At 65.9% G+C, this 14,232-nt stretch carries 13 protein-coding genes and 1 pseudogene; 7 read left to right on the top strand and 7 right to left on the bottom strand.

Going from position 1 to position 14,232, the window contains the following annotated elements; all coding sequences use genetic code 11:
• Positions 1–98 precede the first annotated feature (98 nt).
• The gene (locus WIMU1_RS07280; protein WP_062796106.1) at positions 99–1,574 is read left to right on the top strand and encodes a CCA tRNA nucleotidyltransferase; all 1,476 of its coding nucleotides are present in this window, start codon (positions 99–101) and stop codon (positions 1,572–1,574) included.
• Between the two features lie 16 nt (positions 1,575–1,590).
• On the opposite strand, the gene WIMU1_RS07285 is transcribed toward WIMU1_RS07280, so the two are convergent.
• The 3 genes from WIMU1_RS07285 to WIMU1_RS07295 all read right to left on the bottom strand — a co-directional run bounded on the left by WIMU1_RS07285 (position 1,591) and on the right by WIMU1_RS07295 (position 5,012).
• Positions 1,591–2,397, bottom strand: coding sequence for a transglutaminase-like domain-containing protein (locus tag WIMU1_RS07285; RefSeq protein WP_062796108.1), 807 nt, complete (start codon positions 2,395–2,397; stop codon positions 1,591–1,593).
• Between the two features lie 93 nt (positions 2,398–2,490).
• Complete coding sequence (locus tag WIMU1_RS07290) at positions 2,491–3,390, bottom strand: diacylglycerol kinase (protein ID WP_062796110.1); 900 nt, start codon at positions 3,388–3,390, stop codon at positions 2,491–2,493.
• Positions 3,387–5,012, bottom strand: a complete 1,626-nt coding sequence (locus tag WIMU1_RS07295; RefSeq protein ID WP_084248088.1) for an FAD-binding oxidoreductase — start codon at positions 5,010–5,012, stop codon at positions 3,387–3,389. The genes WIMU1_RS07290 and WIMU1_RS07295 overlap by 4 nt, the downstream gene beginning before the upstream one ends.
• Positions 5,013–5,032: 20 nt before the next feature.
• Between WIMU1_RS07295 and WIMU1_RS07300 the strand changes: the two genes are divergently transcribed.
• From WIMU1_RS07300 to WIMU1_RS07310, 3 genes are read left to right on the top strand one after another with little or no spacing between them, the layout of a single operon-like run.
• Positions 5,033–5,629 carry a TetR/AcrR family transcriptional regulator gene (locus tag WIMU1_RS07300; RefSeq protein ID WP_062796113.1) on the top strand — a complete coding sequence of 199 codons (597 nt, stop codon included), beginning with the start codon at positions 5,033–5,035 and terminating at the stop codon, positions 5,627–5,629.
• Positions 5,626–7,191: a glycerol-3-phosphate dehydrogenase/oxidase gene (locus tag WIMU1_RS07305; protein WP_062796115.1), complete on the top strand. Its 1,566-nt coding sequence runs from the start codon at positions 5,626–5,628 to the stop codon at positions 7,189–7,191. The genes WIMU1_RS07300 and WIMU1_RS07305 overlap by 4 nt, the downstream gene beginning before the upstream one ends.
• 15 nt (positions 7,192–7,206) lie before the next feature.
• Positions 7,207–8,373, top strand: a complete 1,167-nt coding sequence (locus WIMU1_RS07310) for an acyl-CoA dehydrogenase family protein (RefSeq protein ID WP_062796117.1) — start codon at positions 7,207–7,209, stop codon at positions 8,371–8,373.
• Here WIMU1_RS07310 and WIMU1_RS07315 read toward each other — a convergent pair.
• Positions 8,367–9,458 (bottom strand): aminotransferase class V-fold PLP-dependent enzyme, encoded by a 1,092-nt coding sequence (locus WIMU1_RS07315; protein ID WP_062796119.1) that lies wholly within the window; start codon positions 9,456–9,458, stop codon positions 8,367–8,369. The genes WIMU1_RS07310 and WIMU1_RS07315 overlap by 7 nt on opposite strands.
• A gap of 114 nt (positions 9,459–9,572) precedes the next feature.
• On the opposite strand from WIMU1_RS07315, the gene WIMU1_RS07320 reads away from it, so the two are divergent.
• Positions 9,573–10,118: a hypothetical protein gene (locus tag WIMU1_RS07320; protein WP_062796121.1), complete on the top strand. Its 546-nt coding sequence runs from the start codon at positions 9,573–9,575 to the stop codon at positions 10,116–10,118.
• 189 nt (positions 10,119–10,307) lie between these two features.
• On the top strand, positions 10,308–11,807 hold the full coding sequence (locus tag WIMU1_RS07325) for an AMP-binding protein (RefSeq protein WP_084248090.1): 1,500 nt from the start codon (positions 10,308–10,310) through the stop codon (positions 11,805–11,807).
• 18 nt (positions 11,808–11,825) lie between these two features.
• Here WIMU1_RS07325 and WIMU1_RS07330 read toward each other — a convergent pair whose 3' ends face one another.
• From WIMU1_RS07330 to WIMU1_RS07340, 3 genes are read right to left on the bottom strand one after another with little or no spacing between them, the layout of a single operon-like run.
• Positions 11,826–12,629 (bottom strand): hypothetical protein, encoded by an 804-nt coding sequence (locus tag WIMU1_RS07330; protein ID WP_062796123.1) that lies wholly within the window; start codon positions 12,627–12,629, stop codon positions 11,826–11,828.
• Positions 12,626–13,042 carry a hypothetical protein gene (locus WIMU1_RS07335; protein ID WP_030166927.1) on the bottom strand — a complete coding sequence of 139 codons (417 nt, stop codon included), beginning with the start codon at positions 13,040–13,042 and terminating at the stop codon, positions 12,626–12,628. The genes WIMU1_RS07330 and WIMU1_RS07335 overlap by 4 nt, the downstream gene beginning before the upstream one ends.
• Positions 13,039–13,452, bottom strand: coding sequence for a hypothetical protein (locus tag WIMU1_RS07340; RefSeq protein ID WP_023958350.1), 414 nt, complete (start codon positions 13,450–13,452; stop codon positions 13,039–13,041). The genes WIMU1_RS07335 and WIMU1_RS07340 overlap by 4 nt, the downstream gene beginning before the upstream one ends.
• A 60-nt stretch (positions 13,453–13,512) precedes the next feature.
• Here WIMU1_RS07340 and WIMU1_RS07345 point away from each other — a divergent pair.
• Positions 13,513–14,229 (top strand): annotated as a pseudogene (locus WIMU1_RS07345) (EthD domain-containing protein).
• The last annotated feature ends 3 nt before the right edge of the window (positions 14,230–14,232 follow it).

Consider the following 14,232-nt stretch of genomic DNA (forward strand, 5'->3'; position numbering starts at 1 on the left):
AGCGGGGCCGATGGCGGCGCCCTGGACCCACCGCGGTTTGGTCATGCCGCGCGATCGGGGTTCGGATCGTCGCCGGTCGGTCGGTAGTCTGGCCAGTCGTGACAACTCCCCCTTCTTCCACCGGCACCTCGGCCGCCGATGAGCGACGCACCAGGTTGCTCGCAGCCGCTGCGGTGTCGTTGCGGGGACTCTCGGACACCCTCGATCCCCTCGGCGCTCGATTTGCCGCAGCGGGACACGAGCTGTTCCTCGTGGGCGGCTCGGTGCGCGACGCGGTGCTGGGCCGGCTCAGCACCGGCGACCTGGACTTCACCACCGATGCACGTCCCGAGCAGGTGCAGGAGTTGCTGCGCGGGTGGGCCGAGGCCATCTGGGACACCGGGATCGAGTTCGGCACCATCAGCGCGGTCAGGGCGGGTATCCAGATCGAGATCACCACATTCAGGGCCGATTCCTATGACCGGGTGAGCCGCAACCCCCAGGTGCGGTTCGGTGATCGACTCGAAGACGATCTGGTGCGCCGCGACTTCTCCATGAACGCGATGGCCGTGAAGATCGGTGCCGACGGCAGCCAGGAGTTCATCGACCCTCTCGGTGGGATGGACGCGTTGCTGGCCGGGGTGATCGACACGCCCGCCGCGCCCGAGGATTCGTTCAACGACGATCCGCTGCGCATGTTGCGTGGTGTGCGGTTCGTCTCGCAGCTCGGATTTTCGCTGTCACCGCGGGTGTTCGCGGCCACGGTGGAGATGGCAGGCCAGATCAAACGGATCACTGTGGAGCGGATTGCAGCCGAACTCGACAAGCTGATCCTCGGCGAACATGCGGTCGATGGAGTCGAGACGTTGTGTGAGACCGGCCTGGCCGAGCTGATCATCCCCGAGATACCCGGGATGAAGCTGGCCATCGATGAACACCATCAGCACAAGGATGTCTACACCCACTCCCTCACCGTGCTCGCCCAGGCGATGGACCTCGAGGACGGCGATCCCGATCTGGTCTTGCGGTGGGCGGCGATCCTCCACGACATCGGCAAGCCGGCAACCAGGCGTCACGAACCGAACGGTGGGGTGAGTTTTCATCACCACGAAGTGGTCGGCGCCAAGATGGTCCGTAAGCGCCTGCGCGCTCTGAAGTATCCGAAGGCGGTCATCGAGGACGTCGCGAACCTGGTGTTCCTGCATCTGAGGTTCCACGGCTACGGCGACAATCAATGGACCGACTCGGCGGTGCGACGCTACGTGACCGATGCCGGTCCCCTGCTGCCGAGGCTGCACAAACTGGTGCGGGCCGACTGCACCACTCGCAACAAGCGCCGGGCGCGCAAGTTGCAACAGAACTACGACAACCTCGAGCAGCGCATCGCCAGGATCGCCGAACAGGAAGATCTGGCGAAGGTCCGGCCCGACCTCGACGGCAACACCATCATGGAGTTGCTCGATCTGCCCCCGGGCCCGATGGTCGGCAAGGCCTGGCGGTATCTCAAGGAACTGCGGCTCGATCGCGGACCCATGTCGCGCGAGGAGGCCGAAGAGGCGTTGCGGCAATGGTGGGCCGCCGAGCAGCAGAGCTGAACCGGCTGTTCCTTGGCTAGCTGAGTGACACCATCTCGCTGATGTCGTCGTTCGGGAACGGGCCGTCGACCACAGCGGTCACCGTTGCCTTGTTCAGGGTGATGGCGCCCCTGTGGTTGTCGAGGAAGGCGGTGTCCGCGGCGTCACGGCCGGTCGAGATGCGGACCAATGTCTGGCGAGGCGCCAGGCAGGTGGCGTCGACAACTCGCCACCGGCCGTCGACGAATGCCTCGGCGACGGCGTGGAAGTCCATCGGATCGCAACCGGGCGCGTACACGGCGACAAGTCGAGCCGGGACGTTCACCGCCCGCAGGATCGCGACCACCAGGTGTGCGTAGTCGCGGCAGACGCCGGCGCCGGCCAGCAGGGTGTCGGCGGCGCCGTCGATGGGGTCGCTGGAACCCGGGACGTAGTCCAGATGCGTACCCACCCACGAAGCGACCTTTTCGAGCAGCTCCGCGGGGTCGGTCAGATCGCCGAATTGCTTTGCGGCGAAACCGAAGAACTTGTCGGCCTCGGCGTATCGGCTCGGCCGCAGGTACATCGACAGGTCGTGGTCGGATACCGGTGCCGGGTCGGCGGAACCGAGGACGGTGGCGGTGTACTCCACCTGCAGATTGCCCACCCCGGCGTGCAGCATGTGGATGCGGCTTCCGTGCGCACCGCTGATCTCTTTGGCCGACACGGGTTTTCCGTCCAGAACAAAGGACAGCGACTCGGTGACCTCGGCCCCGGGATGCGGGGCCACGGTGATCTGGAACTCCAGATCGGTCTCGCCGGTGATGTCGACGTCGAGATGGGCGGATACATCACGTTTGAGCACAGGAACTCCTCGGCAGGGCGGGACTCGGCACGACGGGCCTCTACGGAAGGGAAGCCCCGTGCGGCTTGGATGGGTGCCCGACGACGGCGGCGGCTACGCCAGGAACGTTACCGCACCCGGTCGCACCTCGATGGTTGCCGGCAAACGCCCGATCCGGTCGCCATCGGCATAGATCGGCGCGGTCGGTACGCAGTCCAGGACAATGCGTGAACCACGGAACTGCTCGACCTCTTTGTGCTCGATGTGCTTGCCGCTGTACATGGTCGGGAACAATCCGAACATCTTCAGGCGTGGTCCGTGAGAGATCAGTGTGAGGTCGAGCAGGCCGTCGTCGATGACCGCCGACGGCGTGATCTTCATCCCGCCGCCGTATGAGGGTGTGTTGCCCACCGCCGCCAGGATGAGGTCGCGTTCGAATGTGTTGTCATCCACCGTGATCCGATAGTGAAACGGCTTCATCCGCGCCAGTTCGGCGACCGCCGCCAGTGGGTAGCGCAATTGCCCCTTGGGCCACGACATGTTGTTCGCGCGCTCGGTGACCAGCGCGTCGAGGCCGGTGGCCGCGACCGTTCCGAAAACGGCACTGGGGCCGTCGGCCGGCGTGATGACCGCGATGTCGAACGGTCGGCGACGCCCGGCGGCGATGATGGCGGCCGCAGCAGCGGGGTCGTCGGTGGGGATCCCCAGAGCGCGTGCGTGGTCGTTGCCGGTCCCGGCCGGGATGAGACCCAGCGGGACACCGGTGTCGCCGACGGCCTCCAGGGCCAGGCGAACGCTGCCGTCGCCGCCGACCACCACCAGGGCGTCGATGTCGGATGCGGCGGCCGTGCGCGCGAGTTCGCGGGCGTCGTCGGGGTCGCGGCCGACCAGCTCGGTCACCTCCACACCGCGGTCACGCAGCGCGGCGAGTGCGGTGGCTGCGGCGCGCACGCCGAGGCCATGGCGGGCAGCGGGATTGATCAGAGCGGACACCCTGGCGATCGCAGTGGTCATGGGATGAGTTTGCCCGGGTTGAGGATGCCGGTGGGGTCGAGCGCGGATTTCACCGCGCGCAGCACCCGCAGTCCCACGTCGCCGACCTCGTCGGCGAGCCACGGCCGGTGGTCGGCGCCGACGGCGTGATGGTGGGTGATCGTCGCACCGGAATCGATCATCGCTTGTGATGCAGCGGTTTTCGCATGCAACCACTGCCCGATGGGATCATCTGAGGCCCGGTAGACCACTGTGAAGTACAACGAAGCCCCGGTGGGGTAGGTGTGGGAGATGTGGCAGAGCACAAGGGCGGGGGAGCCGGATTCCTCGATGGCGGTGGTCAGGGCTGTGGCCACGGCAGCCTTGGTGTCAGCCAGCTCGGCCCACGTGGTCGCGGTCTCGAGGGTTTCGCAACCGACGCCGATCGCGAGCAGCGCATCACGTAGGTACGGGGCGTTGAACCTGCCGTGCGCCCAGGCGTGTGCGGGTTCGGCGCCCATCGATGTGGCGCCGGCAGCCGAGAACAGGGCGGCGGTGAGGTCGCGGCGCGCGGCGGCGAGATCGTCTGTGCCCTCGAAGGTCGTGATCGCCAGGCAGCCGCCTGACCGGGCCCCGCCCTGATCACCTGCGCCGATCTCGGCTGGTCTCGCCAGGTTCACCCCGGTCTCCGCCTCATCAGACAACCGCATCACCGTAGGACCACCGCCTTGCTGTGCCACGGCACGCAACGCATCTGCGCCAGAGGCGAAGTCGGGAAAGTGCCACGCTTCGCCGATGGTCACCTGGGGGATGCGGCGAACTCGCACGGTGACCTGGGTGATGATCCCGAAGGTGCCTTCCGAACCGAGGAACAGTTGCCGAAGGTCCGGCCCTGCAGCATTTTTCGGCGCGCCACCCAGGTCGAGGGTGCCAACGGGCGTGACCACTCGCAGGCCGGTCACCATGTCGTCGAAGCGCCCGTACCCGGCTGATGCCTGCCCCGACGATCGGGTGGCCGCGAACCCCCCGATGGTGGCGAACTGAAAGCTCTGTGGAAAGTGCCCGAGTGTGAAGCCGTGTTCGGCGAGAAGTTGTTCGGCGGCCGGTCCGGTCACCCCTGCGCCGAGGGTGGCCTGCCCCGACACGGTGTCGATCGCGATCAATTCGTCGAAACGGCGCAGGTCGACCGACAGCGTCGCGCGGTGCTCGCCGCTGTCGGGATCGAGGCCACCAACCACGCTGGTGCCGCCGCCGAAGGGCACCACGGCCACCTCGGAGAGCGCGCACCACTGCAGCAGGGCATGAACCTCGTCGTCAGACGCGGGGATCGCCACACCGTCCGGCGCGGCCTGCTCTATCTGCTTGCGTCGCAACAGGTCCAGGGTCGATTTACCGCCGGATCGGATCAGCCGATCGCCGTCGGCGGTCGAGACGGCGTCGACGATCGCGCGCAATGCATCGAGGTCGGTGTCGGTCAGGCGGGTGGGGGACAGGCGCACCTGATCGGCGGTCGGTGCATCGATCGGATCGCCGGAGATGCCCAAGACGCCGACGAGAAGGTTCTTGATGTCGGCGGAGAGGTGGGTGGCCGCCGCTTCGGCTCCCCACGCATCCCACTTCATCGGGGGAAGCGGTAGTGCGTGTTGTGGATAGTTCACCGTCATGCGTTACAGTTTTACACAATATGTCAATCCGTCACGCCAAGATCGCCGCAGTGGGCGATCCCTCCGTCGCCGACCGCGTTCTCGACGCGGCGCGGACATGTCTCGTGCGCGCAGAAGGCGGCAAGATCACCCTCGCCGAGGTTGCGCGACTGGCCGGAGTGAGTCGGCCGACCGTGTACCGACGCTGGCCCGACGTGCAGTCGGTGACCGCCGACCTCGTCACGAGGGAGATGAGCCGGGTCATCGCCGGCGAGCCGCCACAAGGCACATCGCTGGGGGACAAGGTCGACCGAATTGTCGCCGTGGCCGATGCCATCCGTCGCAACGACCTGTTCGCGGTGTTGTGGAGTGAGCCGTCGGCAGCGCTGGCGCCGTATGTGTTCATCAGGTTCGGGCGGAGTCAGCAAGCGGTGCTCGCACTCCTGAACCGCACGATCGCAGACGGTCAACGCCGCGGCGACATCCGCGACGGCGATCCCGACCAACTGGCCACCATGGTCCTGCTGATCTGCCAGTCCACGATCCAATCCCACGCGATCGTCGAACCCATTCTCGGTGAGCGATGGTCGCCAGAACTGCGGCACGCACTCATGTCCTATCTGAGGAGCTCGCCATGACCGGCAGACCCCTGTCTTTTGCCGACGCGTCGTTGAACGCCCACCGCCGCAGCAGCGAACTCGCACAACTCGCTTCGCGCACCGATCCGGTGGACGTACTGGTCATCGGTGGGGGTGTCACCGGGGCCGGGGCGGCACTCGATGCAGCAGCCCGCGGGCTGTCGGTGGTGTTGGTGGAGGCGCATGACCTGGCCTTCGGAACCAGCCGATGGAGCAGCAAACTCGTCCATGGCGGTCTGCGATACCTCGCGACCGGCAACATCGCGATCGCACGCGAATCCGCGCTCGAACGTCATCGGGTGATGACGGTGATCGCACCGCATCTCGTACGGCCGGTCGGCCAGCTGCTGCCTGTCTACTCCGACACCCCGTTTGTCGCCAAGGTCGCGGCCCGCGCAGGCATGTTTGCCGGAGATGTGCTGCGGCACAACGCCAAGACGCCCACCACCGTATTGCCGCGCTCACGCCGGATCTCGGCGCAGCGGGCAGGCGAACTGTGTCCGGGAATCCGGACCGATGGGTTGCGGTCGGCGGTCCTGGGACACGATGGGCAGCTCATCGACGATGCCCGTCTGGTGGTCGCACTCGCGCGTACCGCGGCAGGTCTCGGCGCCAGTATCTGTACCTACACCCGCGCCTCCGACGTCACCGGGCACGGCGCTCTGCTCACCGACACCAGGACGGGCCACAGCTTCCCGATCGCAGCCCGGTCGGTGATCAACGCAACCGGGGTGTGGTCGGGCCAGGTCGACGATTCGATACGCCTACGGCCAAGTCGCGGAACGCATCTCGTGGTCGACGCCGCTGCTGTGGGGAATCCGACCGCCGCCCTCACCGTTCCGATGGCGGGCAGCATCAGCCGGTTCGTCTTCGCACTGCCGCAGCAGCTGGGCCGGGTGTACATCGGGCTCACCGACGAGGACGCACCAGGCGACATCCCGGACGAGCCCACCCCGTCCAAGAACGAGATCGATCTGCTGCTCAACACGATCAACCAGGCACTCAGCCGGGAACTCACCCGGTCGGACATTCGCGGCACCTACTCGGGACTGCGACCGCTGATCGACGACGGCGGCACGGGGGAGCGGGCCACCGCGGACCTGTCGCGCAACCATCTGGTCCGGGTCAGTCCTACCGGTGTGATCACGGTGGTGGGCGGGAAGCTGACGACCTACCGCCAGATGGCCCAGGACGCCGTCGACGAAGCCGTCCAGCGCGGCGGCATACGCGCGGCATCGTGCGAGACCGAGTCACTGGCACTGGTGGGCGCCGTCGGGCGGACCGGCGACAGCACGTTGCCCGAGTCGCTGGTGGCGCGGTTCGGTGCCGAGGCCGAGCGCGTCCTCGAGACGGCCACGGTGAGCAACCCCGCCGGCCGAATAGCCGAGGACATCGACGTCACCCGGGCCGAAGTGCAGTACGCGCTGACCGCCGAAGGGGCGCTGAACGTTGATGACATCCTGGCCAGACGCACCCGAATTGCGTTGGTGCCCAGCGATGCCGACGCGGCACGCCCGGCAGTCACCGAGATCGTCAAGGCGGCCGTGTCCGCGAGCGCTTGACCCTATCCTGGTGCGATGAGCGAAGTCACCGAGGACGATCTGTCCGACATCCTGGCGGCAACCCGGAGTTTTGTGCGTGAGCAGGTGGTTCCGCGCGAGCAGGAGATCGCCGACGGCGATGCGATTCCTGCCGACCTCCTGCAGGCGGCCAAGGACATGGGCTTGTTCGGGTTCGCGATCCCTCAGCAGTGGGGTGGTCTCGGTCTGGACCTCGAACAGGATGTCCGGCTCGCACAGGAGTTGGGCTACACGAGTCTGGCCTTCCGGTCGAGCCTCGGCACCAACAACGGCATCGCCGGTCAGGTGCTGGTGGAGTTCGGAACCGATGAACAGAAAGAAGCCTGGCTGAGCCGGATCGCGTCGGGCGAGGTGGTGGCGTCGTTTGCGCTCACCGAGGACGGGGCCGGTTCGAATCCGGCCGGCCTACGAACGAAAGCCGTTGCCGACGGGGATGATTGGGTGATCAGCGGCGAGAAGCGCTACATCACCAACGCGCCGTGGGCCGATCTGTTCGTGGTGTTCGCGCGCTACCGGCCGGCCGATGAGACCGGCCCGGGCATCGCAGTCTTCCTGGTGCCTGCCGATACCCCCGGAGTGAGTGTGGGCCCGAAGGATTCGAAGATGGGCCAACAAGGGTCGGTGACCGCCCAGGTCTTCTTCGACGACGTCCGGGTACCCGGTGCGTCACTTGTGGGCGGCGATCCAGAGGTGGGATACCGGGCGGCCATGACCATTCTCGCCCGTGGCCGCATCCACATCGCGGCAGTCGCAGTCGGGCAGGCGCAACGTGCATTGGACGAATCGGTGCAGTACGCCGCGCTGACGACGCAGGGAGGCACCGCGATCGGCGACTTCCAGTTGGTGCAGGCAATGCTCGCCGACCAGCAAACCGGCGTGATGGCCGGCCGGGCGCTGGTGGCCGAAGCGGCGCGCAAATGGGTCAGCGGCGAGGACCGTCGCATCGCGCCCTCGGTGGCAAAGCTGTATTGCACCGAGATGCTGGGCAAGGTCGCCGATCTCGCGGTTCAGGTTCACGGGGGCAGCGGGTACATCAGAGGTGTTGTGGTGGAACGCATTTACCGAGACGCGCGACTCCTGCGGTTGTACGAGGGCACCAGTGAGATACAGCGGCTGATCATCGGCTCAGGCCTGGTGCGAGCGGAGAAGAAGAGGACTCAGTAACCCATCCCGCGTAGTTCGTTCGCGAGCTGGTCCAGATGCGACCGCTGGACGTCGAGGTGCGGGCTGATCCGCAGCACCGACTGCTCGGCACTGAGCGGCGCACGCCAGCTGTCGGCGCAGGTGACCAGGATGCCGATGGACCGCAACTTGTCTCGTGCCGCCAGGACGTCCGACGGACCCCAGCCCGGGGGAGGTGCGAGGGTGACGATCGCCGAGGGCTCGTTGATCGGTTCGATCACCTCCCAGCTGCCGATGCCGTGCAACCGCTCCCGGGTGAACTGCCCGATGGCCGCGAGTTCGCGGCTGACCCGTTCGGGACCGAAGCTCTGCAGCTCCTGGATTGCCACACCCAGACCGAGACGTCCCGCGACAAACGCTTCGGAACTCTCGATCTCCGCAGGGCGGACCGAGTCGCCGCGCACGGCGAGGAAGCCGACGCCGCGAGGACCGGCCAGCCACTTGCGGCTCGTTCCGTAGACCACGTCGGCACCGGAAGCGCAGTCTCGTTGACCGAACGACTGGGCGACATCGACCACCACCGGTACCCCGGCGGTACGCGCCAGCTCGACGATCTTCTCGACCGGCTGCACGACTCCGCTGTGAGATCCGATGTGGCACACGTGGATGAAGTCGGGCTGCTCGAACTGCAGCATGTTCTCGAGCGCATCGGTGTCGACGTGTCCGTACACGTCGGCGGACGGGATGGTGTGCACGGCGTACCCGCGGCGCTCGAACTCGTCGAGGTTGGGCCCGAACTCGTTCTTGGCCACCCACACCGATGCCGAGATCGGCAGATTCCAGAAGGTCAGCAGCGCGCGGAGTGCGGCCTTCGCCGACTCGCGGAACGCGAGCTCGTGCGCCTGGCGCCCGACGAGCGTGGCGATGTCACGACGGCACCGGTCCAGCGACTCGGTGATCTGTTCCTGGGCCACGTAGGCGCCGCGCTCGGCTTCGCGCCACAGGTGGGCGGTGATGGTTTCGATGACCTGATTCGAAGCGCGCGATGCCGCGGCGGAATCGAGGTGGATGCTGACGGGCTCTGTTCGGGCCCGATGCCATAGGTCACCGAGCTCGCTGACGTACATCCGAAGGTCCTCCTCGCAGGTCATGCTGGGTGACGCCGGGCACTGGGGTCGCTCTTACGCTACCGCGAAGGGGCGCGGCGGAACCCGTCACCCACCAGCGCCGTCCAAGTACTCATGGAACCGACGATCGAGTATGTCTTCGGGGCCGGTGACGGGCGGACCAGCACCTGGACCTCGTCGGCAGATCTCACCCTCGGAGGAGGTGCTCCGGATGCGGTTCGGCTCGACTTCGACGGCGACGGATTGTCCGACGATGCGTTGTGGGATCGCGACCATGACGGACGGGCCGACTGCAGCGCGCTCGACCTCGACGACGACGGCGCCGTCGACGCCTGGTTCACCGACGATGGTTCAGGAGTGTGGGGAAGGCGGTCCGAGGGCCTTGCCGGTGCTGGACCGGACGTGCCGCCTGATCCGCCCCGTTCGCAGACGCCGGCAAACCCGGAAGAGCCGTCTGCACCATCAGGGGAGCGTACGTTCGACAGCAACGCCGACGGACAGGACGACATCGCGGTCTCCCGCACCGGCGGGCGGCTCTACATCGACACCGATGACGACGGGAAGTTCGATCAGGTGCTGATCGACTCGGATCTGAATGGTGTCGCCGACTCGGGGGCGCATCCCGGGCCGGAGGGTTTGACGTTCGACCGCTATGGGTAGCTCCGCTAACAGTTTGCGACTATCGACTTCATCGGAGAATTGGCGGATAGTTCGCACAGACGGCCGCTCGAATTGAGGCGACGAGTCTCAGGGCGGTTGCCGCCCCTGTCAGCAGCCACCCTGAGAGCCACCCCTCGCTCCACTTGAATGACCGTTACGATCAGAAATGGAAGTAAGGCTCAGTCAACCATGAGGGCAGATGCAGTGCAAGACTTCGGGGCGGCCCAGGAAGACGTAGAGCCTGTGGTGCTGTGCGGGTCCACCGCCCGCACTCACCAAGAGTGCTTCGACCGAGCGGGCCGGCTGGCATCAGCCCTGGTCGACTGCGGTGTCGAGTTCGGTGACAGGGTCGGACTCCTTGCCTTCAACAGCGTCGACTTCCTCGAGATCTCCATCGCCATCGCCTCTGCAGGAGGCAACCCGGTGCCCATCAATTGGCACTGGACCGCACCCGAGATCACCTACCTCCTCGACGACTGCGAGCTGCGGATCCTCTTCTGCGACACGATGCATCTGCACACCGCCCGCCAGGCCGTTGCCGCGGCGCGCTCGACTGTGCAGATCGTCGAGGTCACAGACGGGGTGAACCGCCGCAATTCGCATGAAGCACTCATCGCAAGTCGGTCCGACGGGCTCGAGTACCGGGAGGGGGCCATGGCGGCCTCGCTCGGCCTGATCTACACCTCGGGTACCACCGGACGGCCCAAAGGCGTTGTGCGCGAGCGCATGAGCGCGGATCAACTGTTCACCGTGGCTGCGGCCACGGCCGAACACATGGGGCTCCGGCAAGGCGGCGAGCTGCTTGTCGCCGGACCGCTGTATCACGCAAGTCCCAATGCTTTTGCTCTCCTGGGTCTACGGGTTGGCTCGAACGTGACCCTCATGCCGAGGTGGGATGCCGAAGATTTCCTCGAGTTGATCCACACCAGGCGTATCGAGCAGGCCAAGGTCGTCCCCACGATGCTCTCCCGGTTGCTGTCGCTGCCACCAGAGGTTCGGGCCGCCTATGACGTGTCGTCCGTGACGCACCTCGTCCATTCGGCTGCGCCGTGTCCACCGGCCATCAAGCGAGCATCCATCGAGTGGTTCGGTGACGCGGTCAAGGAGTTCTTCGGCTGCACGGAAGGCGGGATCATCACCTGGATCGACGCACAGGAGTGGTCGGAGCGGCCGGGATCGGTCGGCCGTCCGGTGGACGGTTCTTCGGTGAGGATCGTTGACGACACGGGCCGGCCGGTGCCGGCCGGGACCCCGGGACGCGTACAGATAAAGCCGCCGCAGGACTGGCCGGCCTTCACCTACCTGCGCAGCCCCACACCGGCCCGGTTCCCTCTGGATGTGGGCGATGTCGGCTACGTCGACGACGACGGATACCTGTACCTGACGGGCCGCAGCACCGAGGTGATCATCTCCGGCGGGGTCAACATCTATCCCGCCGAGATCGAGGCCGCAGCGATGGAACTGGCGTGCGTCGAAGACGCTGCCGCGGTCGGCCGACCACACGAGGGTGACCTGGGGGAGCAGGTGGCCCTGTATGTGGTGGCCAGGCCCGGGTACGACGTCCAGCCGACCCTGCTGCTCGACGCGCTCAGTGAGCGCCTGGCGTCGTACAAGCTGCCACGGATCATCGAGGTGCTCGACCATCTCCCGCGCGACGACAGCGGCAAGGTCTACAAGTTCAAGCTGTGAGGTTGTGCCCGAGTCGTTTCAGGCGGCGGGATTGTGCCGGCGCAGTCGCCGGTCTTCGAGCGCTCGCGCGGTGCGGTAGGTGCGGCCGGCACGCCACACCTGGAACGCTGCTTCGAGACTGAGAAGCAGCGACCCGGCGACGCAAAAGCCGAGCGCCAGCAGTCCCAGTGTGACGCTGACCGGGCTTGTCTCGGCTATGGGGATGTCCGCGATATAGATGAGCGCGGTTCCGACGAACTTCCACGCCGCCCAGCCCACACCGAAGAGACCGCCCAGGCCGACGAGATAGCGCAGCGGGCCAAGTTCGGAGCGCACTACGGTCCAGCCGAGAAAGCCCGCCGGAAGACCGATCCAGATGGCGAAGACCGCCTCGTACAGAACAACGTTGAAGTGGTCACCGTATTCGGTGAGGAAGTTGGCCGACGGCGGGAAGTCCGCGTGCACGAGGGTCATGTTGATCACCGCGACGGACGCTGCGGCACCGAGCACCAGGATCATCACCCGTTGGTGCAACTCGGGATCGGTCCACTCGTCGCCGTCGGGATCCAGGCTGTTTCTCCGGATCGCGATCAGCGCACCGACCAGCGCACAACCGGCCAGCACCGCTGATGTTGCGCCCCACATGCGTTCGGCAGTGGTCATCAGATGTCGCACCCCGTCTTCGGGTACGAGCGCTAGGTAGTTCTCTCCGGTGAGGCAGTAAAACGTGATGCACACACCGAAGACGATTGTCGTGGCACGGCGATACCAACCGCCTCGGAGGGCGATCAGGATTCCCAGGGCCACCCCTGTCCAAGCCAGGGCCCCGAGAAGGGTGTTCATGCCACGATGCCAACAGCTCCGAATGCAGCGGTCAGGGCGCGATTGGTCCGGGGCTCATTGCCTCGGCCTTCGGCGAGCGTGCCCACTGTGGTGGCAAAGGCCTCGGCCTTGGCCTCCCGGCGTGAGTTCTGATCGCAACCGTCGTGGCCTGCCAGCAGGTGCCAGGCCTCATGCGCGGCGATGTGGATGCGATGGGCGGTGGAGACATTGCCCGGGATGACGATGATCGCGGTGCCGTTTGCGGTACGCAACGCCGCCCCCGTCAGTTCGCCTGAGGTCAGGCTGTCCGAGGTGATGCAGCGAACCGCGCAATCGAGTTGGCGGGTGAGACGGTGTTCGAAGTCCTCCCAGGACCAATCACCTTCGGGGGTGATCGCGGCGGCCAGGCGGAACATCTTCTGTCGGGTCATCATTGTCCGACGCTCTTCTCTGCTTCCAGTACCCGGCTCACCTCGCGGAGCAACGTCGCCAGTTCGGCTCGCCCGGTCGACGACAGCTGGTCGGCGCGAAGTCCGGCCACCTGTAGTCCCGTTTCTTCGATCGCCGCCTGCACCTCTTCGCCTAGAGTGCGGGGGTTGTTCGAAAAGTGGTCTTTGGAGACCCCGAAGAAGGAGCAGATGGCGTCGCGAACGGCGCCGTCGACCTTCATCACGCGACCCTTGCGGATCCGCCACACGAACTGCCGGTCGATGTTGCGGCCGGTTTCTGCCGTGACCCAATCAGCGATCTCGGCGTTCGCGGTACGAGACCCACCCGGCCACCGAATGGCACAGAGCTTATTGAGCTCGATAGCGAACTCCGACACCTCATCACGATTGCGCATGCGGTAATAATGCCAGGTCCAATACCACTTTGTCGCCACAGTCTGCAGTCGAGGTCGAGCATGGAAAAAGTCATGATGTCCGTTCGTGCCCCCGTTCCCGACGACAAATGGTGCTCTGAACTGCGAAAACGTGTCGTGGAATTGACTGCGAAAGCGGATTTTTCGGGGGTCACCATCAATGTCCGGGATTCGCCTGTGACCGACTCAATCATGACTCTGACCACGCTGGAACCTCCGATTGTGGCCGTCATCAGCGTGTGGACCCACCAAAACTACGGTCCCGGTGTCTCGGAATTGATCAACACTCTCGAAAGCGATTATTGAAACCCCGACTACGGAAACATCGCCGCCTATCTCGTCACCGAATCGATTCCACTGCCGCCGCCTGTTGTCGAATCGGGCACCAGAACACCCGGGCTGGCGAACATGGCGTTTCTGCGCAGACCAGAACACATCGATGAACAGACGTGGCTGCGACGCTGGCATCTCGACCACACCAGCGTGGCGATCGAGACCCAGTCGACGTTCGGCTACGTGCAGAACGCGGTGGTCAGGCCGCTCACAGCAACGTCGCCACCGCTCACTGCCATCGTCGAGGAACTGTTCCCGATCGAGGCGGTTCACGATGTGCACGCTTTCTTCGGCGCCGCTGACGACAAAGACCTGGCGGACAGGATGGGCCGGATGCTCGCGAGCACCGGCGCCTTCGGTGCCGATCAGAACATCGACACCGTGCCCACGAGCCGCTACGTCTATTCGACCCCGTTCCGCGACTGAGCG

Origin of the sequence: Williamsia muralis NBRC 105860 (assembly GCF_001598915.1) — a bacterium.
In the GTDB taxonomy this organism is placed as follows: domain Bacteria; phylum Actinomycetota; class Actinomycetes; order Mycobacteriales; family Mycobacteriaceae; genus Williamsia; species Williamsia muralis.

Bases quoted from the DNA above. Each gene is read 5' to 3' on its own strand.
- WIMU1_RS07290 (WP_062796110.1), bottom strand. From the start codon at position 3,390: ATGACCACTGCGATCGCCAGGGTGTCCGCTCTGATCAATCCCGCTGCC.
- WIMU1_RS07295 (WP_084248088.1), bottom strand. From the start codon at position 5,012: ATGACGGTGAACTATCCACAACACGCACTACCGCTTCCCCCGATGAAG.
- WIMU1_RS07300 (WP_062796113.1), top strand. From the start codon at position 5,033: ATGTCAATCCGTCACGCCAAGATCGCCGCAGTGGGCGATCCCTCCGTC.
- WIMU1_RS07305 (WP_062796115.1), top strand. From the start codon at position 5,626: ATGACCGGCAGACCCCTGTCTTTTGCCGACGCGTCGTTGAACGCCCAC.
- WIMU1_RS07310 (WP_062796117.1), top strand. From the start codon at position 7,207: ATGAGCGAAGTCACCGAGGACGATCTGTCCGACATCCTGGCGGCAACC.
- WIMU1_RS07315 (WP_062796119.1), bottom strand. From the start codon at position 9,458: ATGTACGTCAGCGAGCTCGGTGACCTATGGCATCGGGCCCGAACAGAG.
- WIMU1_RS07320 (WP_062796121.1), top strand. From the start codon at position 9,573: ATGGAACCGACGATCGAGTATGTCTTCGGGGCCGGTGACGGGCGGACC.
- WIMU1_RS07325 (WP_084248090.1), top strand. From the start codon at position 10,308: ATGAGGGCAGATGCAGTGCAAGACTTCGGGGCGGCCCAGGAAGACGTA.
- WIMU1_RS07330 (WP_062796123.1), bottom strand. From the start codon at position 12,629: ATGAACACCCTTCTCGGGGCCCTGGCTTGGACAGGGGTGGCCCTGGGA.
- WIMU1_RS07335 (WP_030166927.1), bottom strand. From the start codon at position 13,042: ATGATGACCCGACAGAAGATGTTCCGCCTGGCCGCCGCGATCACCCCC.
- WIMU1_RS07340 (WP_023958350.1), bottom strand. From the start codon at position 13,452: ATGCGCAATCGTGATGAGGTGTCGGAGTTCGCTATCGAGCTCAATAAG.